18 protein-coding genes are annotated in these 20,299 nt (G+C 62.6%); 3 read left to right on the top strand and 15 right to left on the bottom strand.

Annotated elements, in window-relative coordinates:
- The 15 genes from CFB17_RS15005 to tssA all read right to left on the bottom strand — a co-directional run bounded on the left by CFB17_RS15005 (window position 1) and on the right by tssA (window position 15,921).
- Window positions 1-1,137 (bottom strand): ABC transporter ATP-binding protein, encoded by a 1,137-nt coding sequence (locus tag CFB17_RS15005; RefSeq protein WP_088562387.1) that lies wholly within the window; start codon window positions 1,135-1,137, stop codon window positions 1-3.
- 12 nt (window positions 1,138-1,149) lie between these two features.
- Window positions 1,150-2,268, bottom strand: coding sequence for an ABC transporter ATP-binding protein (locus tag CFB17_RS15000; protein WP_088562386.1), 1,119 nt, complete (start codon window positions 2,266-2,268; stop codon window positions 1,150-1,152).
- Between the two features lie 4 nt (window positions 2,269-2,272).
- Complete coding sequence (locus CFB17_RS14995; protein WP_088562435.1) at window positions 2,273-3,130, bottom strand: carbohydrate ABC transporter permease; 858 nt, start codon at window positions 3,128-3,130, stop codon at window positions 2,273-2,275.
- Window positions 3,130-4,056 carry a carbohydrate ABC transporter permease gene (locus tag CFB17_RS14990; protein WP_088562385.1) on the bottom strand — a complete coding sequence of 309 codons (927 nt, stop codon included), beginning with the start codon at window positions 4,054-4,056 and terminating at the stop codon, window positions 3,130-3,132. The genes CFB17_RS14995 and CFB17_RS14990 overlap by 1 nt, the downstream gene beginning before the upstream one ends.
- 131 nt (window positions 4,057-4,187) lie before the next feature.
- Window positions 4,188-5,627 carry an ABC transporter substrate-binding protein gene (locus CFB17_RS14985; RefSeq protein WP_088562384.1) on the bottom strand — a complete coding sequence of 480 codons (1,440 nt, stop codon included), beginning with the start codon at window positions 5,625-5,627 and terminating at the stop codon, window positions 4,188-4,190.
- Between the two features lie 49 nt (window positions 5,628-5,676).
- Complete coding sequence (locus CFB17_RS14980) at window positions 5,677-6,651, bottom strand: sugar-binding transcriptional regulator (protein WP_088562383.1); 975 nt, start codon at window positions 6,649-6,651, stop codon at window positions 5,677-5,679.
- A 134-nt stretch (window positions 6,652-6,785) separates the two neighbouring features.
- A complete protein-coding gene (locus tag CFB17_RS14975; protein WP_088562382.1) occupies window positions 6,786-7,313 on the bottom strand; it encodes a gamma carbonic anhydrase family protein in 528 nt (175 codons plus the stop codon).
- A complete protein-coding gene (locus CFB17_RS14970) occupies window positions 7,310-8,674 on the bottom strand; it encodes an LLM class flavin-dependent oxidoreductase (RefSeq protein WP_243389904.1) in 1,365 nt (454 codons plus the stop codon). Before CFB17_RS14970 ends, CFB17_RS14975 begins: the two co-directional genes overlap by 4 nt.
- A gap of 99 nt (window positions 8,675-8,773) precedes the next feature.
- Window positions 8,774-9,835 (bottom strand): type VI secretion system baseplate subunit TssG, encoded by a 1,062-nt coding sequence (gene tssG / locus CFB17_RS14965; protein ID WP_088562380.1) that lies wholly within the window; start codon window positions 9,833-9,835, stop codon window positions 8,774-8,776.
- The gene (gene tssF / locus CFB17_RS14960) at window positions 9,799-11,682 is read right to left on the bottom strand and encodes a type VI secretion system baseplate subunit TssF (RefSeq protein ID WP_088562379.1); all 1,884 of its coding nucleotides are present in this window, start codon (window positions 11,680-11,682) and stop codon (window positions 9,799-9,801) included. Before tssF ends, tssG begins: the two co-directional genes overlap by 37 nt.
- Window positions 11,682-12,179: a type VI secretion system baseplate subunit TssE gene (gene tssE, locus CFB17_RS14955; protein WP_088562434.1), complete on the bottom strand. Its 498-nt coding sequence runs from the start codon at window positions 12,177-12,179 to the stop codon at window positions 11,682-11,684. Before tssE ends, tssF begins: the two co-directional genes overlap by 1 nt.
- Before the next feature lie 6 nt (window positions 12,180-12,185).
- On the bottom strand, window positions 12,186-12,743 hold the full coding sequence (locus tag CFB17_RS14950; protein ID WP_088562378.1) for a type VI secretion system tube protein Hcp: 558 nt from the start codon (window positions 12,741-12,743) through the stop codon (window positions 12,186-12,188).
- A gap of 60 nt (window positions 12,744-12,803) precedes the next feature.
- On the bottom strand, window positions 12,804-14,303 hold the full coding sequence (tssC, locus tag CFB17_RS14945; RefSeq protein ID WP_088562377.1) for a type VI secretion system contractile sheath large subunit: 1,500 nt from the start codon (window positions 14,301-14,303) through the stop codon (window positions 12,804-12,806).
- Between the two features lie 2 nt (window positions 14,304-14,305).
- Entirely contained in the window at window positions 14,306-14,851 is a 546-nt protein-coding gene (gene tssB / locus CFB17_RS14940; protein WP_088562376.1) for a type VI secretion system contractile sheath small subunit, read from the bottom strand.
- Window positions 14,852-14,895: 44 nt separating this feature from the next.
- A complete protein-coding gene (tssA, locus tag CFB17_RS14935) occupies window positions 14,896-15,921 on the bottom strand; it encodes a type VI secretion system protein TssA (protein WP_088562375.1) in 1,026 nt (341 codons plus the stop codon).
- Between the two features lie 262 nt (window positions 15,922-16,183).
- On the opposite strand from tssA, the gene tssK reads away from it, so the two are divergent.
- Genes tssK through icmH form a run of 3 tightly spaced genes read left to right on the top strand, consistent with a single transcriptional unit; the run spans window position 16,184 to window position 20,295 of the window.
- The gene (tssK, locus tag CFB17_RS14930; protein WP_088562374.1) at window positions 16,184-17,521 is read left to right on the top strand and encodes a type VI secretion system baseplate subunit TssK; all 1,338 of its coding nucleotides are present in this window, start codon (window positions 16,184-16,186) and stop codon (window positions 17,519-17,521) included.
- 52 nt (window positions 17,522-17,573) lie between these two features.
- A complete protein-coding gene (gene tagH, locus CFB17_RS14925; RefSeq protein ID WP_165769636.1) occupies window positions 17,574-19,007 on the top strand; it encodes a type VI secretion system-associated FHA domain protein TagH in 1,434 nt (477 codons plus the stop codon).
- Entirely contained in the window at window positions 18,997-20,295 is a 1,299-nt protein-coding gene (gene icmH / locus CFB17_RS14920; RefSeq protein WP_088562372.1) for a type IVB secretion system protein IcmH/DotU, read from the top strand. The genes tagH and icmH overlap by 11 nt, the downstream gene beginning before the upstream one ends.
- Window positions 20,296-20,299: the final 4 nt, after the last annotated feature.

Raw genomic sequence — 20,299 nt, 5'->3', positions numbered from 1 at the left:
TCAAGCGGCGGCGCGGACGGCGTCGCCGCCATGCAGGAGGGCCCTGCCGCTCGCGGGCTCGAAGAGATGAAGGGCCCGCGGTGGGATCTCGATGGCAAGATTATCGCCGATCCGGCCCGGGATCCGCCTGTGCGTGACGACGGTAAGAGGGATTCCGTTCACCTCGATCAGGAGATGCGTCTGGTCGCCCAGCCACTGGTTCGACTGGATCCGGCCCTGCAGACCTTGGTCCGCAAGGGTGATGCGGTGCGGGCGGATGCCGAGGATGACCTTGCCAGGTGCGAGCGGAATCTGGTCCTGGCCAAGGCCGCCGATCGGCAGGGTGAAAGAGGGCTCTCCGGCACGATCGAAGAGCTGGACGACGCGCGCGCCACGCGTGGTGCCTATCTCCGCCTGAACGACGTTCATCGGCGGCTCGCCGATGAAGCTGGCGACGAAGAGATTGGCCGGGCGTTCCTTCAGTTCGGCGGGACTGGCGAATTGCTGCAGCACCCCTTTTTCCATAACCGCGATCCGGTCGGCCAGCGCTATGGCCTCGGTCTGGTCGTGGGTGACGAACACCGTGGTCATCTGGTGGGCGGCTAGATAATCCTTAATGCGCGCGCGCAGGATAGCGCGAAGCTGCGGCTCGAGTTGCGACATGGGCTCGTCCAGTAGGGAGACGGGTGCCCGGCGAACGAGTGCTCTGGCGAGGCTGGCGCGCTGCTGCTGGCCGGCCGAGATCGTCGGCGGATAGCGCTCCAGGATCGGCTGGATCTCCAAAAGTTCGGCTATGTCGCGAACACGCTTCCTGACCTCTGCGCGCGGCATGCGCTGGCGAAGCAACGCGAAGCCGATATTGTCCTCGATCTTCAAAGGTGGATAGAGCGCATAGCCTTCGAATGCCATCGCCACGCCGCGCCTGGCCGGCGCGGTCTGCTGGATCGGCTGCTCCCCGATCCTGATGGTTCCGCTGCTGACATCCTCAAAGCCGGCGATCATGCGCAGCGTCGAGGTCTTGCCGCAGCCCGAGGAACCTAGAAGGCCGATGATCTCGCCATCCGCGCTGGCAAGATTGACATCGTCGACCGCCTTTACCGGCGCCCGTCCGCGCGGCTTGTAGATCTTGTTCAGGTGGTCGAGGACCAGAGTCGCCATGATGGAGCTCCTTCAGGCGGCAAGCGGCTGTGCGGCGGCAGGCAAGGCTAGAGTCTGACCATTTTCGCGGTCAAAGAGCAGGGCCCTAGAGGTGTCGATCGTGACAAAGACTCGATGGTGGCCGCGACCGAAGGCCAGGGCATCGTCTTCGGGACATGTGGCCAGCAACTCGGTGCCGGCCGCGTCGCGCAGGAAGAGGACGGCCCTGACGTTCAAGGGAGTTACCGCGTTGAGCTCGAAGGGCAGCGAGCCCGGACCATTCTGTAGGCCGACGCTTACATGCTCCGGGCGCACACCGATCAGGCAATCCCGCCCCTCGGCTGCAGCGAAATGCAAGGGCAATGGCATCGGCCGGCCGAAAATTTCAACCTGCAGGCCCTCCGCCGTTCTCTCCGGGCGGCAGGGCAGGAGGTTGATCGTCGGATCTCCGAAAAGCCGGGCGATCTCGACGGAGCGCGGACGCGTATAGATCTCGGCTGGCGGGGCGATCTGTTCGAAGCGTCCCGCCCGGAGAATGCCGACCAGGTCCCCGAGGCCCATCGCCTCGCGATAATCCTGGGTCACATAGATGGCAGCGCAGTCGGCGACGGCCAGGAGGCGCGGCAGCTCGAGCCGCATTTCGTAGCGCAGTTTGGCGTCGACATTGCGCAAGGGGTCGTCGAGGAGAAGTACTTTTGGCCGGCGGATCAAGGCTCGAGCCAGGGCGGTGCGTTGCTTTTGGCCGTTGGAGAGTTCGCGCGGCTGATTTTCCAGCACATGGTCGATCTTGAGCAGGGCTGCGACTTCGGTCACGCGTTCCTTCACGCGGGCCGTCTCGGTGCCGCGCGCTCGGAGCGGGCTCGCGATATTCTCAAAAGCGGTCATATGCGGGTAGAGAGCGAAATTCTGGAAGGCGACGCCGACATCGCGCGCCTCCGGACCAACGCCACCCACGTCCTTGCCGTCGATCAGGATCGAGCCTTCGTCGGGCTCCATGATGCCGGCGATCAGCCGAAGAAGGATCGTTTTGCCTCCACCCGATGGTCCCGCCAGGGCCAGCGTCTCGCCGGCCGCTACCGCAAAGCCGACATCGTGGAAGAGCCTAAGCGAGCCGAAGCTCTTGGAAAGGTTTCTTATCTCGAGCCTTGTCATGACATCAGCCTTTCACGGCGCCAAGCGACAGGCCTTCGACAAGGTAGCGCTGGGCATAGAGGGCAAGGAGAAGGGTCGGGGTGACCGAAAGGACAATGGCAGCGGCGATGATGCCGTACTGGATGCCGGCCGAGGTCACGAAGGCCAGGGCCCCGACGGTCACCGGCTGTTTGTCGGCGGAGGCCAGGATCAAGGCAAAGACGAAATTATTCCAAGCGAAGATGAACGACAGCAGCGCTGCGGCGGCGATGCCGGGCCGAGCCAGGGGAATGGCGATCTTGAAGAAGGTCTTGGCCCAGGAGTGACCATCGACGCGATAAGCATGCTCGATGTCGGGACTGATATCCTCGAAATAGCCGCGCACGATCCAGAGAATGAGCGGCAGGCAGATCAACTGATAGACCCAGATGAGTCCGATATAGGTGTCGGACAGACCGATCATCTGGAAATAGGCGACCAGCGGGACCAGGACGAGCAACGGCGGCGCGAAGCGGAAGGAAAGGAGCGTGAAGGCAATGTTTTCGCCCAGGCGGAACTTGAAGCGGGCGAAGGCATAGGCCGCGGGCACGCCCAGGATGAGCGCGATCAGGACCGAGCAGCTTGAGAGGATGATGCTGTTCAGAAGATTTTTTATGAACGCGATGTCGAGCGAACCCGAGGCCGTCTGCAGCCTGCCGGAGAAGAGGGCCGTGTAGTTCTCGAGCGTTGGCGTAAAGAAGATCGAGGGGGGAATGCGAAGAATCTGCTGGTTCGTCTGAAAAGACATCAGGAAGACCCAGAAGATCGGAAAGAGAAAGAACAGAAGAACGATGATTCGCGCCGCCGCCCGCAGCACGGCACCGCCGCTGATCTTGCTGGCCATCATACGGCTCCTCTGGCGCGCTCGCGCAGGCGTAGCCAGTTTTTGATGAAGAGATTGGAGAGAATGAAGGTGATGAGCCAAAGGACCATCAGGAAGGCGGCAGAGCGGCCGACATTCAGATATTGGAAGCGTTCGAGATAGGCCTGGACCTGAAAGACCATGAGCCTGTCACCGGGCCCGCCCTGCGTCATGGCGTAGACGATGTCGAACTGTTGGATCGCATCCAGCAGGCGAAAGAGCACCGCTGTCAGGATATAGGGCATCAGCATGGGCAGGGTGATGCGAAAGAAGACGAAGCTGGCCGGCACGCCGTCGAGCTCGGCTGCCTCGAAGGGTTGGCGCGGCAGAGCGCGCAAGCCGGCCAGGAGGAGGATCATGATGAAGGGCGTGTAGACCCAGACATCGATGAGCACGACGGTGAACATGGCGGTGCTGGGCGAGGAGGCCCAGCGGAAGTCGCTGAGGCCGATGAGACCGACCAGATAGCTGAGAATCCCGAAATCGGGATTGGTCATCAGCTTCCACATCAAGGCGGCCAGAGCCGGGGCGATCATCAAGGGAAGCAGGCAGGCGATTGCCGCGGCGTTGTTGAAACGGGTCGTCCGTTGCAAAAGAAGGGCGATCGCCAGGCCGAGCAAGAGCTCGATGCCGACGGTCCAGATCGTGTAGCTCAAGGAAACGTAGACGGTGTTCCAAAAAGCGCTGTCGGTAAGGAAGGTCTGGTAATTGCCCCACCAGATCCATTTTCGCAGATAGGGCAGCGAGGAATTGTAGCGCTGCAGCGAGTAGGCGACCGCCGTCGCGAACGGCACGAGGATGCCGATGCAGACAAGGAGCGCTGGCAGGCTCAATAGATAGGGAAGAAGGCGGTGTCGGGCGGGACGACGCGTCAGCGTCGGTCTGCCCTTGAGGGTCGCGGTGGCCATGATTGGCTGCCCTGATCGTTGCGACGGCTGGAACATCTTCAGGTCAGGCGAACCCGAGGATCTGAAAATGCGGTGAGACGGGAGGGCCGGCGGACGCTCGTGGTCAAAGGTGGGCGTCCACCGGGTCGCCTTCAGCCCAGCCCGGCTTGCTTGAGCTGGTTGTCGACATTGGCGGCCAACTCATCCAGGCCCTCGCTCACCGGAAGCTCGCCCGCCACCATCCGCTGCAGCGAAGCTGCCCATTCTGTGGTCAGGTTGAAGAACAGGGGCTGTGGCGTGAAGTAGATCTTCGATCCCGGCGACGAGGCCGCATACTGTTCAAGATAGCCCGGGTAGCTCTTGGCGATGCGGGCGCGGAAGGTCTCATCCTGCCAGATCTTGTTGCGGACAGGGTTGACCAGATCCATCTTTTGCGCGCCGAAGAGGCCATGCTCGGTGCCGGTGGCCCATTGTACGAACCACCAGGCTGGCCCCTTCTGGCTTGAATAAGAATTCAAGGCGAGCGACCAGATCCAGACATTGGGGGTAGGGGAACTTCCCTTGGGATTGGGCGCAAAGGCCGAAAAGGCAAGGTTGCCCGCTTCCTTGTTGTCGCCGCCATTCATGAAGTAGCCGAGCACATCGGCATCATAGATCATGCCCGAGGCGCCGGCCCCAAGATCGGTGCCCACCTGGTACCAGGTATAGGTCGACCAGTTGCGGGGGCCGCTCGACTTGATCATGTCGACCCAGAGTGCTGTCATCTCCTTGCCAGCCGCACTGTTCATCGCGGCCTTGAGCTTACCGTCGGCGACTTCGAAATCCTTGCCGCCGTAATTGGCGAAGGCCGAGAGATAGCCTGGATGGATCGTAGCCCAGCTGCGCGAGCCACGCGTCCCGATGCCATAGACGTTCTGACCCGAGCCCTGGATCTTGGCGGCGATTTCGACCAGTTCCGGCAGGTTCTTGGCGGGCTCAACCTTGGCCTTGTCGAAGATCCGTTTGTTATAGGTGATCGAGTTCAGTTCGAAGGCCAGAGGAACGGCCCACTGCTTCGCGCCCTCGCCGCCAAGCGCCGCGCCCGGTACGCCTGACCATGAAGTGGAGGCTTTAAGATTGGGCAGGACATCATCCCATGCATAGGCGGGATTCGTCCATTTAGGGTCTTTTATATATTCGTTCAGGTCTTCGAGCCAGCCGGCCGGGCCATATTGCCATGTCTGGTAGGCGCCCGTCATGAAGGCATCGTACTGCGTTGAGCCCGACGACAGTGCGGCTGTGATCTTGTCGAAATAGACGTCTTCGGGAAAGACGTCGTATTTGACGTCCATGCCGGTCAGTTTCTTGAAATTTTCCAGATCGGCGATGATTGCATCGGCATAGGGATGCTTGTTCAAGAGCAGATTGACAGTCTTTCCCTTGTAATACTGCCAGTCGAAGTCGGCGGCCTGAGCGGTCGTCTGCGCCTCGTTCAATAGAAAGCCCATTGTGGCGGCGCCAAGCCCGAGTTTGGCGCCGTAGCCGAACAGTTCCCGGCGGCTCGTCCTGCCGGCGACGAAGGATGCGACCGCATCCTTGGCTTTTTCATGCATTATTTTGTCCCTGATCTTTTTTATTGTCGAATGACTACCACAATCGGCTCTAGCCCGCTTTTCTTTTCCTTTCCATCTGGGTGTCGATCGTCGCCCCCTCCGTCAGGCTGGCAGCGGTTCTCTCGTCGACGATCAGGCCCTTGAAGATTCCGGTCCGTAGTACTGCGGCAATAGCCTGGGCCTTTTGTTCGCCGCCCGCGACGAGCAGGGCCTCCTTGCCGCGCAAAATCTCGAGATCGACAGCAACCGAGCGCTCATTGAGCTCGATCGACAGTTTGCGGCCATTGGCGTCGACGAACGTGCCCAGCACCTCGCCGACACCCCCAGCCCGGACGATCGCGCGCTGCTCCGATGGCGTGATCATGCCCGTGGCCAACAATTGCGAACCTGGACCCACGTCGCCCACACCGACGAGGTAGAGATCGGCCGCGGCCGCCATCGCGAAAACGGTGGCGACGCTGCGCTGGGCGATGAAAACGTCGCGGTCCTCGCGACTGTCGGAAAAGAAAGGCGCTGGGACGAAATAGCCCTCGCCGCCGGTAATCTCGCTGATCTTGTGGATGACATCGAAGGGATGGGCGGCAGCTTTGCGGGTCAAGGACCCCAAGAGGGAGACGAATCGGATATCGGGGCGGAGCTGGCGCGGCAGGCTTTCAACCATGGCGGCAAGCGTGCGTCCATGCCCGAGCCCGATCGTCCGTGAGCCGTCAAGGGCGCCCATGAGGTAGCGGGCGCCCGCGCTGGCCAGTGCCTTCAGCGGGATGCCATCCTCGCCAAGATCGGGGGCCACCGAGCAGAATTCGAGCCCGAAGGCTGCGGTGATGGCGTTCTCCAGGGCAAGGCAATGGGTGATCTCGCCATCGACGAAGACGCGCACAAGCCCCAGGCGTTGAGCCTGAGCTATCAACCGGGTGACCTTGATGCGCGAGACCCGCAATCGGGCGGCGATCGCCTCCTGCGTCATTTCGCCCACGTAGGACAACCAGGCTGCGCGCGCCGCTAGGTCAGTTTCCTCGCGTTCCATGCGCCACTGCTTTCCTGCCCCTGATCGGGCGTCGAACCTTTGCACAAAACTTCATGGTCCGAACATTTGCACAGATGCTGAACCGCCGATCGCGGCCTGTCAAGCGGGATCCCGCCGAGTACGCCATGTCACCTTCAGGCCGGCTTCAGTCCGTTGGCGAAGCGTTGCCAGTTGGCGACGTAGTGGGCAGCTCCGGCTTTTATCCGTGCCGCGTCCTCGGGATCGAGAATCCGCACGAGGCGGGCGGGCGAGCCGACGATCAGGGCGAAGTCGGGGAATTCGCTCTTTTCCTTGACCAGCGCGTTGGCGCCGATTAGCGAGCCCTTGCCGATCCGGGTACCATTCAGGATTGTGGCCCCCATGCCGACCAGCGCGCCTTCGCCGATGACACAGCCATGCAGGATGGCCGCATGGCCGATCGTGCAATCCTCTCCGATTTCCAGGGGAAAGCCCAAGTCGGCATGCAGCACGGCATTGTCCTGGACGTTGCTGCGTGCACCAATGGTCAAAGGTTCGTTGTCGCCGCGCAGGACGGCGTTGAACCAGACACTGACATCTTCCTTGAGAATCACCTTGCCGATCAGGTGGGCGCCCGGAGCGATCCAGTAGCGCCCCTCGGGCGGCAGGGTGGGAGCGTGGCCGTCAAGGGTGTAGCAGGTCATGCGTTCCTATCTTCTCCAGGCGCGCTCGAGCGGTGACGTCGATGGGGCGGTCGAGGCAGGCCCAGGCTGCCACGCAGTGTGCCGTCACCGGCATAGGCGGTCTGTGCGAGGCCGCGCCGCTGCAACTCTGGTACCAGCTGGTCGAAGAGGTCGAAGGCGGCGCCTGGCAGCCATGCCGGCATCAGATTGAAGCCGTCGCAGGCCTCACCCTCGAACCAGTCCTGCATGCGGTCGGCAACGTCGCTGGCGGTGCCGTGAACGATGTAATGGCCCGAGGCGCCGGCCAGGATCTGGTAGAGCTTGCGGATCGTCATGCCCTCGGCGGCGGCCAGCCTGACGAGGGCCGCGTGCTCGCTCTTGAGCGCGTTGCTCTCCGGCAAAGGCGGGGGCAGCGGGCCGTCCAGGTCCAGACCCGCAAGGTCGCCGAAGGAGGCCTTGAGCAGCGGCAGGCCCAGGGCTGGCGGAACGAGTTCCTGCAAGGCTTCGAAGCGATCGGCGGCCTGGCGCCGCGTGGCCCCGATGATGGGCAGGATGCCCGGCATGACCAGCACACGGGCCGGATCACGGCCGATGCTCGCCGCCTGCGCCTTGATCGCCCGATAAAAGGCCGCCGCTGCCGCTTTGTCCTTTTGTGCCGTGTAGATGATGTCGGCGATCCGTGTCCCCAGCGCCTGGCCCGGTCCCGACGAACCCGCCTGGGCGATGATCGGGTAGCCCTGCACCGGCCGGGCAATGTTGAGGGGGCCCTCGACAGCGAAATGCCGGCCGGCATGGCCTGGCGGATGCAGCTTGTCCGCATCGAAATAGCGACCGCTCGCCTTGTCGCGGATGAAGGCATCGTCCTCGAAGCTGTCCCAAAGCGCCGTCACGACGTCGACAAATTCCTCCGCCCGCGCATAGCGCTGGGCATGCGGCATGAGCGCTGCGCGACCGAAATTCCGTGCCTCCTGCTCGCTCCAGGAGGTCACCACGTTCCAGCCAACGCGTCCCTTGGAGATATGATCGAGCGAAGCCAGCTTGCGGGCGACGTGATAAGGCTCGTTGAAGGTGGTCGAAACGCTGGCAATGAAGCCCAGTCGCTTGGTGAGGGCGGCGAGCGCCCCGATTACCGTAAGTGGCTCCCAGACGTCGATCCTGGCCAGATAGGCCAGGGCTTCTTGCGAAGGAGCATTGTGTCGGATGGCAGCACCATCGGCCCAGAACATGAAATGCAGGCAGGCGGTCTCGGCGCGAGTCGCGAGCATTGTCCAAAGCTCGAAATCCAGGGCAGCATCGGCCTTGGCCTCGGGGAGGCGCCAGCCGGCCGCATGCGCGCCGTTGGCGACGATGTTGAGCCCGAGCTTCATTGGCCGCGCTGCCACGCCAGGACCCCCCTTCGCCTGCAGGGCGCAAAGTTAGGAGGCGTCCGGCGCTCCTGTCAAAGCCGCGCCCGGCTTCGCGGCCATTCGGAGTGCCATCGATCAGGGTGTACGGTCGACCCCGAGGGAGGCCACCGCGGCGCTGATCCGAAGATCGTTGGCCGGACGTTGCGTGCGCCGCGTGCCCAGCCAGCTGGTCCAGCCGAGATGGCCGCTCGCACCCAGTCGCAACCTTGGCACTTCCTCGGCCAACAGCAGCAACTCGAGCTCCCAGTCCAGTTCCTCGTGCACATAATTGCGCAGGATCGCCACGACGCGCTGCAAAGCGGTGCCCGTTGGCAGGAGGCGTTCATATGACTCCAGCCGAAGCGGCCCGATGACGATCCGAAAGCGATGGTGATGGACATGGATCCTGGCACCTGCGGTCAGGGTCTGGCCCAGCGTGCCGGTGGCTGAATCCCGGCCAAGGAGACAGAGCTCGCGTGCCGGCAGCTCCACCCATGTCGGGACGAACTCGACGATCGCCACCTCGGTCGTAAGGAAGCTGCCCAGAATGGCGCGCAGGCCATCGGGATTGCGGACCTCGGCCGCGAGGCGTCCGGTGAAATGCAGCTTCACGAGGTCAGGCATGGCGTCGCGACGGCGCAGACTTTCCATGCCGAGCCCTGCCAAAGCGGCCAGTTGCATGGCGAAACGATCCTCGCCCGGCCGGTCGTGACTGACAGTGGGCTCGCTCTCGGCCCAGGCGCGAAAAAGCAAGGAAGCCAGCCGGTGATGAAGCATATCAGCAAAGCGCGCGAAGGTCTCGTCGCCCTCATTGTGCAGGCGGCTGAAAGCGTATTCGGTCAGGTGCAAAGGCAAGGGACCATTGGGCCCGAACAGGCCGAAGAAATAGGTCTCGAGCCTCGGTGGCTGGCCGTTCTCTCCTGGCACCAGTCGGGCGAGTGGCCGCTGGGCGAAGGAAAGGGCCGGCTCCTGCCCGAGGCGGATCGGTTCGTCGCCTGGACGGGCGGCCTCGCTCAGTCGGGGCAAGTCGGCATGAAGAGCTTCCAGGCGCCTTAGTGCCTGGAAGAAATCGAAGGCTTCGGGATGATTGGCGATCCGTTCTAGCAGCCGCTCTCCCGGGTTCAAAGCGTCGCGCGGCGACCGGTCATCATCGGCCATCGCATGATCTCCCCTCGCTGGGCACTCACGAGGACGGTCTCGGTGAAGCTGTTGATCGACACGTATTTTGCGAAGAAATGGCTGAGCACGGCGCCCAGGGGAAAGGCGCCGGTCCCGGCGAACGCGGTCTCGTCGACGGTTAGCTCGACTTCGAGTCCACGTGCGACCGCGGTCTGTCCACCCCCAGGCAGTCGGCGGACGATCGGCCGCGAGATGACCTGCCTCAGTCCCTCGATCTGGCGCAGCAGTGGCGTGGCGCCGTCCTCGGCATAGAGGCGCAGAAGTTGGCGTAAGGCATCGGCACCTTGTACTTCGGCGTTCTTGGCGCCGGTGATCGAGAGATAGTTCAGCGAGAGGTGGCTGATCAGGTGCCAGGCCACATCACCCGTGGCGCGTGAGGCGCGCGGTGGCGTGGGGCCGTTCAGGCAACGGATATTGGATACCGGCGCGCCGATTTCGAGCGTGAAGTCCGTATTGCCCTTGCCGACGGGCAAGAGGAGCGGCAAGTCGCGATTGGAGCAGCGGCATTTGACGGTGAGCTGACGCAGGTCCTGGGCAAAAGGTGCTGCATTGCGATCGCTCAGCTGGAGAAAGACCTCGCTGCCGACATAAGCGCTCCTTGGCCCCTGGCGACGCTGATGGGCCGAGATCAGGCGCTGGTCGCGCCGGATCGTATAGGCGGCACCCTCGCTGTCGGCAGGCTCATGGTCGGCCATGCTGTAGAAGGGCTTGAAATGCAATGGCTTGGTATCGCCTTCGAACTCGCCCTTGATGTCGAGAACGGAATGCACCTCGAGGTCCAACGGCCGGGTCCGGTCGGGTACCAGATGGTATTCATAGGATCGATCGCTGACCTCGACCCGGTCCGCCTGCCACTCGAAGAGATTGATCGCCGGCGTCGCGAAGAGCGCGATATTGTCGGTGGCGAGATGTCGCTCCAGCCTCTGATCGATGCGGTCCAGCAGGAAGATGAGATCGATCCGCTCGTCGGCCGAACGCGCGATCGCATCAGCCAAGCCGGTCACTTCAATGAAGCAGGTACGTTCGGGCAGCGAGAAATATTCCTGCAGCAGACGATAGCCATCGAAAGTGCGTGGAATGTCGGGCAACAGTGCCTGTTCCGGCTCCAGGCCGGTCTGCCGGAGGTGACGGCGTTCGATTACCTCCTGCCATGGAGCGGGTCTGGTCGTCGGCCGTGCGACCATGGCGATCGTGCCGGCCAGGAGCTGCTCCGTGACCAGTGCGCCGAGGCTGCCATGGCTCGTCAGGTGCAGGTCGAGCTTGCGCAAGGCCAGGCGCCGCAGTTGCATGCCGTTGGTCGTCCGCAGCCGGATCCGCAAGATCGCCTTGACGCCTGGGCGTGACGGCAGACGCATGGCCGCGATCGCGCTCGAGAGAGTCTGGTAGTCGACGGATTCGACCTGCAGCGGCCAGAGTTGGACGTCATGCGCCGTATGGAAGGTGCAGTGCGTCACCGCGCCCGGTGGCGGCTGACTGACAAGCCTGGTCATTCGCGGGACAATATAGCCCTGCTCCAGCCGACCGGCTTCAGGATCGGGTTCCAGCCGTACGATGGTCATCGAGGGCATAGGGGCAAGAAAATGCGGATAGACTAGTTCGAGCAGATGCTGGGTGAAGGCCGGAAACCGGGCTTGCTGCTTCAATTGGACGCGTGCCGCCAGAAAGGCCACGCCCTCTAGCAAGCGTTCAACGTAGGGATCGGCAACCTCGTCGCCTTCCATACCGAGGCGCCCGGCGATCTTGGGGAAGGCTTGCGCGAACTCGCTGCCCATCTCGCGCATATAGGCGAGTTCGTCATTGTAGAGTTGCAGGAGGCGAGGATCCATTAATGCTTGTCCGAACGCATGCCGGCGATCCGGATGTCACCCGATTCCAAGTCGAACTCGGTCCGCATGATGATGCGCAAGGGTGCGGGGTGGGCAAAGAGCTCCGCCTCGATGCGGAAATTCAATGCGCGCAGGGGGCCGCCCACGTCATCGGCGAGCGGCGTGACGCGTACTGTCCCAGCCAGCAGACGCGGCTCGAACAGGCGAAGAGCAAGGCTGATCTCAAGGCGCAGGCGCTCGCGATCCACCCCTTCGACCACCTGGCCGCCCAAAGCTGGCACGCCATAATTCAGCGTGCTCGCCATCACGTGCGGGAAGGCCGTGAGATCGCTACTCTCCTGCAGCCGGGTGGTGTTCAAGAGCCAGGCGAGATCCCGCCGGATAGCCGCCTGCAGGGCGGACAGCGAGGCGGATCGTCCGGCCTCGCTGTCCTTTAGCTCTGCCGGCCGATGATCGGTCAGTCGGTCGAGCAGAGAGGGTTGGGCACGCGCGCGCATCGGCAATCAGGCGATGTTGACCGCTTGCAGGCCGCCCAGGATATCGGCCATGAAATCCTGCTTGTTGGCGATCTGGTTCCAGCTGCCGATGCCAGCTGGTGTGATCTTGCCGGATGCGTCCTGCGTGCCGTAGGCGATCGAGCAGGCACCGAACTTGAATGTGATGGTCTCTTCGGGTGCCGGATCTCCGAAAGCCCATTCAACCTTCTCGACCGCCAATTGGTTGTAGGTCCAGCAGATATAGAGATTGGCCTTGGCATTTATGAAATTGCCGCCGGCCTTGAAGATCTTGAGCGTCACGCCGTTGAAATGAGCGCCCGAGCCGCAGGCCAGCAATAATGTATGGGAGGCTTTGTCGACTTGCTTCTTGATTGTGAAGGCATCGAACTCGGCCTTGCCAGCGCCAGCACCCGAGGTGTGCTGCGTGATGTTCAGCTTGTTCTCAAGCGAAAAGCCCCATTGATCGGTCAGAGCGATACCGTTCTCGACGATCTTCGATTCGCCTTCGATCTTGATGCCAGTGGCGGAGGGAACCGGGAAACTCAAGACAGCGTCGAATGCCATGATTGACTACCTTTCGAGAACAGAATTTGTGAGGGATGGTGCTGCGCGACACGTCGCCATTTAGGCGGAACGTGCGGAGGGCAGGCGGGCAACCAGACGCAGGGAGATCGTCAGGCCTTCCAGCTGGTAGTGTGGCCGGATGTAGAACCGGGCGCTGTAATATCCGGGATTGTCCGGCATCTCTTCCACCGTGACCTCGGCGGCACTCAAGGGCATGCGTGCCCGATCCTCTTCCGAGGCGATGGCGGCCGAGGGGTGGACATAGCGGCTGATCCAGCGATTGAGCCAGATCTCCATGTCGGCCCGCTCCTTGAAGGAGCCGATCTTGTCGCGAACGATGCATTTGAGGAAATGGGCGAAGCGCGAGGTGGCAAAGATATAAGGCAGCCGGGCGCTAAGCTGCGCGTTGGCCGAAGCGTCCACCTCTTCATAGACGGCCGGCTTGTTCAGGGTCTGCGCACCGATGAAAACCGCCATGTCCGTGTTCTTGCGATGCAGGAGCGGCAGGAGTCCGTTCTTCGAAAGCTCGGCTTCGCGGCGATCGCTGATGGCGATCTCGGTCGGGCATTTGAGATCGACGCCGCCATCGTCGCTCGGGAAGGTGTGAGCCGGCAGGTCCTCGACGAGGCCGCCTGATTCCACGCCGCGAATGCGCGACATCCAGCCATAGAGCTTGAACGAGCGGGTGATGTTGGTGCCCATGGCGTAGGCGGCATTGCACCAGAGATACTTGCTGGCATCGCTACCGTCCGTTTCCTCCTCGAAATCGAAGGCGTCGACTGGATCGGTGCGCGTGCCGTAGGGAAGTCGCCCCAGGGTGCGGGGCATGGTGAGCGCGATATAGCGCGAATCCTCGCTGTCCCGTAGCGAGCGCCAGGCAGCGTATTCGGGCGTTTGGAAGATCTTGGTCAAATCACGCGGATTGGCCAGTTCCTGCCAGGATGTCATCCCCATTAGATCAGGGCTGGCGGCGGAGATAAAAGGCGCGTGCGCTGTTGCCGCGATTTTGCCGAGGCCGCTCAGCAGTTCCACATCCGGCGGACTATGGTCGAAATAATAGTCGCCAATCAGGCAGCCATAGGGCTGACCGCCAATGACGCCATATTCTTCCTCATAGATCTTCTTGAAGACGGGGCTCTGGTCCCAGGCGATGCCTTTGTATTTGCGCAAGCTTCTTTGCAGTTCGCGCTTGGAGACCGGCAATACGCGGATCTTCAGAGTCTCGTCGGTCTCGGTGTTGGTGACCAGATGGTGCAGGCCGCGCCAGGAGGATTCCAGTTGCTGGAACGATTCGTGGTGCAAGATCTCATTGATCTGTGAGGTAAGCTTGCTGTCGATGGAGGCGATGATGGCTTGGATCGAGGAGATTACATCGCTCTCAATGAGAGCTGTATCGGCCAGTGCCTGTTCGGCCAAGGTCCTGACCGCCTGATTGACGGATTGACGGGCCAGGTCCGAGCGCAGTCGGAACTCGCGATCGAGAAGTGCTGTAAACCTGCCGTCTTCCGCGCTCTCGACGCTCAAGACGGGGTTGGGAAGCTGCGACGTTGCGGTAGGCATGCTCAAGCATCCTTCGACTGGTCGGCATCCGATGCATCGTCCTGCATCGGCAACGCCGGCTTTGCCTGACCCCCGACCGCCGCGAGGAGGGCCGGATCCGCCAGAAGCTGGCTGATCAGCTGCTCTGCGCCGCTCTTTCCATCCATATAGGTCAGGAGGTTTGCCAATTGGCTGCGCGCTTCCAGAAGCTTTTTTAAGCTGTCGACCCTGGAGGCGATCGCTGCTGGAGAGAAATCCTCCATGCTTTCAAAGGTGAGGTCGATGGGAAGATCACCTTCGCCACTTAGCGTGTTCTTCACGTGCAAGGCCACGCGCGGGCACAATGATTTCATGCGCGCGTCAAAATTATCGACGTCGATCTCCATCATCTTGCGCTCGGCCAGGGCTGGCTGCTCGACCAGGGACGCGCCGGCAAGGTCGGACATCACGCCGACCACGAACGGCAGCTCGACCTTTCGATCGGAACCATAGGTTTCGACGTCATACTCGATCTGTACGCGCGGCGCCCGGTTGCGGCCGATGAACTTTTGACTATTGGCCTGCGCCATGATCGCTCCTTTCTAAAGCTGTCCGTACCCGCGAGGGGCCATGGTCATGATTGACCTTGCTCGGCCGACATGCCGGCCAGTGCCCTGAATTGACCGGCTCCATCGGGCGCGATCTCCATGAGCAGCGAGAGAAAATCCTTGGAAACGAGCCGCTTGGCTCGTTCCAGAAGCGTCGGCACCGGACTTGCCGGCTCGTGCAGTCGATACCAGGTGGAGATCCGATCGAGCATTAGGACCACATCGTCGCGGCCACGGATCTCCCCATGCGAGGTGCTGGGGATGTCCGCCGGCGCCTCAGCGATCCGACTGCTCGGCGTCTCGGCCGTCTCACCGGGTATGAAGGGCTCGAGGGTGGCGCCGATCTGTTCGATCGTCATTCGTAAGGGATTCAGGTCGACGGCCTGGGCTACTCCCAGATGCTGCCGTTGTGCCTTGTCGATCCGAGCCAGGATCTGCAAGCTCTCCGTGAGCGCCTGATGGCTAGCCTTGAGGAGATGCGGATCGCTGTCCCGCAGGGCCTGCTCGAGGATGGCGAGATCAGGGCCTGCCTGTTCCTTGCCTTCGAGAATGTCTCGCTGGGCTTCCTGCCATGCAAGGAAGGGATGGGCGCCATAACGCTCGGAAGCGGCGAGCGGTCTTTGCCGCAGCCTTGCGATCAGCCCCTCGGGATCGCAAAGATTGGTCAGGGCCGAGATGCGGACCGTCTCATCGTCGCCGTCCTCGGGATCGGGACGCGGATGGAGTTCCTGCCAGTCGACCTCAACATAGCCGGCGATGATTGCCAATGCTTCCCGCAGACCGGGAAAACCGCCTTCCACTAGCGCGGCCGAGGCCAGTGCGACGACGATGCGCAGATCCTTGGTGCGCCGTCCGAGGGCAGTGCCCGCCTTGACGACTGTGGCCCAGTCCGGGGCTTCCGCCGGTATGAGCGACTCACCCAGGTGTTGAGCGGGTTTGCCACGTATGGCCATGTCGAAATCGAGAAAATCGAGGTCATAGTCCAAGGCCTGGCCGCACGGCTCCTGTTGGCTTATCGGCGCCAGAAAGGCTGCGACATCAAGGATAATCATTACCTTCTTCACACTTTCCGAATGCAGGAAAGACTTCGTCACTACTTGGACAGAACGACCGTCTAAAGCATCGTGTGCTGGCCATTATATGCTCTTCGGACATGGACACATGCGGATCGCATATGTACGCGCGCAGTACGCGGGGGCATGCTGCGATACCAACTGCGCATGCTCCAGGTACCAGCTTTCCTGGCAGGTTCAGGGTCATTCGATGCCTGCGCGTCGCACCACTCGGCCGCGGGCGCCACGGAGACCGTCACTCATGTCCTGGGACAACAAGGTGGTGTGGTCGGAAGGACTCTTTCTCCGACCACAGCATCTGCAACAGAGCGATCGCTATTTTGAGAAGCTCGTGCGCGTGGCGACCACCAGTCTCGTCGGCCACGGCTGGGGTTTCACCGAGCTCAAGCTGAACCGCGAGCTCTTGAGTCTGGGCAAGATCGCGATCGAGCGTGCCCGGGGCATTACGCCGGACGGCATGCCTTTCGCCATCCCCGACGATGCGGATCAGCCAAGGCCGTATGACGTGCCTGAGCATTTGCGGAATGAGATCATCCATCTGGCCGTGCCTTTGCACCAGCCCGGCAGTATCGAGATCGGCGCGGCGCACGCGGCCGACATAGCCGTGCGTTATATCGCCGGCGATCAGGAACTGGTCGACAATAATGCCGGGCAGCGTGATGCGGTCACCATCGAAGTCGCGAGGCTGCGTTTCGAGATCCTGCCCGAAGGAGCCGATCGCTCCGGCTTTGCGAGCCTACCGATCGCTCGGCTGGTCGAGCGGCGGCCCGATCTGCAGGTGGTTCTCGACGAGGGCCATGTGGTCCCCGCTCTGGATTGCGGCGCCTCGGTCGTCCTGGCCGGCTATGTCACCGAGATTCATGGCCTGCTTCATCATCGGGCCGAAGCTCTGGCCGACCGGGTCGTCCATTCGGGCACCCGCGGCGTCGCCGAGATCGCTGACTTTCTTCTCCTCCAGGCCATCAATCGCTGGGAGCCTCTCTTCGGGCACTATGCGCAGGCCTCTCTCCTGCATCCCGAGAGCCTTTATCTCGCCATGGCCCAACTGGCGGGGGAACTTGCAACATATGCCGGTGCTCAGAAGCATCTGACACCCCAAAGCAGCTACCAGCATACCGACCTCGCGCGCAGCTTCCTGCCGCTGATCCAGTCGATCCGTACCTCACTGGGCATGGTTCTGGAACAGTCGGCCGTGCCGATCCGGCTGCGCCTGCACAAATACGGCGTTCAGATCGCGGAAGTTTCGGACCGTACACTTTTTACCAGCGCCACCTTCGTACTGGCGGTCCGGGCCGATATCGAGGCCACGCGTCTCAGGCGCGAATTTCCCTCCCAGATCAAGATCGGGCCCGCTGAGAAGATCAAGGAACTCGTCAACGTCGCCTTGCCGGGTATCGTCATCAACGCCTTGCCTGTGGCGCCACGCCAGATCCCTTTTCATGCCGGCACTACTTATTTCGAGGTCGATCCGCAGAGCCCTTATTGGCGTGATCTCCGCCACTCGAGCGGTCTGGCTCTCCATGTCGCCGGCGAATTTCCCAATCTCGAGCTGGCACTTTGGGCCATCCGTGCTCAGTAGAGGCTGCAATGGCGGCGCGGTCTCATGTCCATTCCCTGTCGGGAGGCCGACCATGACTCTCATCCTGCGCTATGAGGGCGCCGAGGCGGACCGTCCATCCGGCGTGGACGAAGAAGGCCGCATTACGATCGAGGAGCGGCTCGCGATCGGTCGAGCGCCTGACAATGGTCTCGTTCTGCTAGATACCAAGCGCAATATATCCAAACATCATTGCACGATCGAGCGCGGCGAGCGGGGCTACACCCTGGTCGATCACAGCCGTAACGGCACCTATCTGAACGGTCGGATGATTGCTCTCGCAGAAGACCATTCCGTGGTTCTGAGGGTAGACGATCGCCTTCAGCTATCGAGCTTCACGCTTACCGTGCTCTCGCTCGATGCGCCCTCGCACTTCGGGAACGATCAGGATCGGGTAGCCGACGTTCGCCCGGGTTTACCCGCTGAGGAAAGCTTCCTCGGCGCCATCGACGGTCGCTCGGGGGACCCCTCCCGCTGGGCGGCGTCGCCAAGCCGGCAAGGCGAGCGCGGCATGGCCTCCTTCCTCGATCGTGGGGAGGATGCTGGCGACGAGCCCTTCGGCGCGTATGGTGCGAGGCCCAGTTTCGCCGATCACGTGGAGGTGCGACATGCCGCCTTCGTGCGGCCGGGGGTCAGGCCAGAGAGCATTCCCGACGACTGGGATCTGCTGGCCGAGCTCGGCACGCCGCAGAGCGAGCCGGAGGCGCCTGCCGAGGAAGACGATCTTTCTGAGCCCGACGCACGACAGCCATTACAAGGGCCGGAGGGGGAGGGGCCGGCATCGGCTTCGCTTGCCGCTGGCGGCCGTACGCCCGAGCAGGCGGCCATCGCCGCTTTCCTCGAAGGGGTCGGGCTCGTCAGTGAGGATCTAGCTGCGGGCGACCTGACGCTGATGATGGGTCGAGCCGGTCGCGCATTGCGCTTTTCCATCGCCAACCTGCACGCCTTGCTGAACGTGCGCGATCTTACCAAAGACGGGTTCGGCGTCGATCGGACGATGCTGGGCCAGAGCAACAATAATCCGTTGAAGTTCGTCATGGACCCGCAGGACGCGCTGCGTGTCCTGCTGGTCCGCAGCCTGCCCGGCTTTCTTGCCGCCGACGAGGCTGTCGAGTTCGCGTTTAAGGATATCGAGGCGCATCAGTTGGCCCTGGTGGCCGCCCTTCGCGCCGCCCTTGAGACCGTCTGTCATCGACTTTCCCCCGCACTGATCGAGGCGAGTCTGACCGGTCGTTCACCCCTGAGCCGCCTGCGCCCGGGCGCGCGCGACGCGCAGCGCTGGGCCGCCTACAGGGCTGCCTTTACCGATGTGACCGCGGGCCTGGACAACGATTCCGCGCGGATCTTCGGCCGGGAGATCGCCCAGAGCTACCGCGATGGCGGGGGAGAGGGACAGGATCATGCCGGTCCCGCCGGCATGAGGCTCTCGCGGCAGGTCAGGCAGGGAGGCATCGGCGATGTCGGATGACGAGACGATCGTCGCGACCAGTTTCCTAGCACGGCCCAATCCCGGCGGTCGGCTGACGCCGGGCCCGGAGCCCACCGCTGTGCCGGGGGCGGTCCCCAATATCTTCGATCACTGGTCGATCGAACGCCATATGCCTCTAGTGGTCGCGGCCGTTCCCCTCCTCGATCTCTGCGTTCGCATCCGCGCCAGCGTCAGCCATCCCGATATCGAGGGGTTGCGATTGCGCGTCTTGCGCGAGATCGACGCGTTCGAGCGCCGTATCGTGCCCCTGGGGCTGGCTCCGCGCGCGGTGCGGGCTGCCAAATATGCCCTCTGTGCCACGATCGACGACCTAGTTCTCAACAGCCCATGGGGCAGTCGCAGTCTTTGGACCAGCCGCAGCATGGTGAGCTCGCTCTTCAGCGAGACCTGGGGCGGCGACAGATTCTTCGACCTACTGACGCAGCTGAAGAAGGATCCGGGCGTCAATGTCGACCTTCTGGAGCTGCTCTATTATTGCATGAGCCTGGGCTTCGAAGGCAAATATCGCATTGCTCCGCGCGGGGCGGCCGAGCTGACCTTGCTGCGCGAGGACGTCTACCGTCTGATCCGTGCGGCCAGAGGCGATGTCGAGCGCGACCTCTCGCCCGACTGGCGAGGTGCGATCCGGCCGGCCGAACGTCTCGTAACGATCGTACCGCTCTGGGTAGCGGGGACGGCGGCATTGGGTGTTCTCCTCGGCCTCTACACGCTTTTGGCCCTCTTGCTGAACGGCATGTCGGACAATCTTTTCGACCGGCTGGCCACCCTGCCGCCCACCGGTACCGTCAGCCTGGCACGTTCGGCCACTCCGCCGAAGCCGGTCGTGGTGCCGCAATCGGAACGCCTGCGCCACTTCCTCGAGCCGGAGATCAAGGCCGGGCTGGTCACGGTTCAGGAAGATGCACAGTCCATCAAAGTCTTGATCAGAGGAGCCGGCATGTTCGCCTCTGGCGAGGATGCGGTGATCGATTCCTACCGGTCGCTGCTCGATCGGATCGGCAAGGCGCTGAACGACCAGCCGGGCGATGTGCTGGTCACAGGGCATACGGACAATGTGAATATCCGCACGCCCGCGTTCCCGTCGAACTACCAGCTTTCGCTCGCCCGGGCGAAATCCGTGGCGGCCATCATCACCGAACCGATGCGCGATCGGGCGCGCGTAACCATCGAGGGTAAGGGAGCATCCGAGCCGATAGCGCCCAACGATACGACAGCTCAGCGCGCGCTGAACCGCCGGATCGAACTTATCCTGACCAAGCCAAACTGAGGCG

Origin of the sequence: Arboricoccus pini (genome assembly GCF_900187945.1) — a bacterium.
GTDB classification, from domain to species: Bacteria; Pseudomonadota; Alphaproteobacteria; order Geminicoccales; family Geminicoccaceae; genus Arboricoccus; species Arboricoccus pini.
This window is presented reverse-complemented; position numbering and strand designations above follow the sequence as displayed.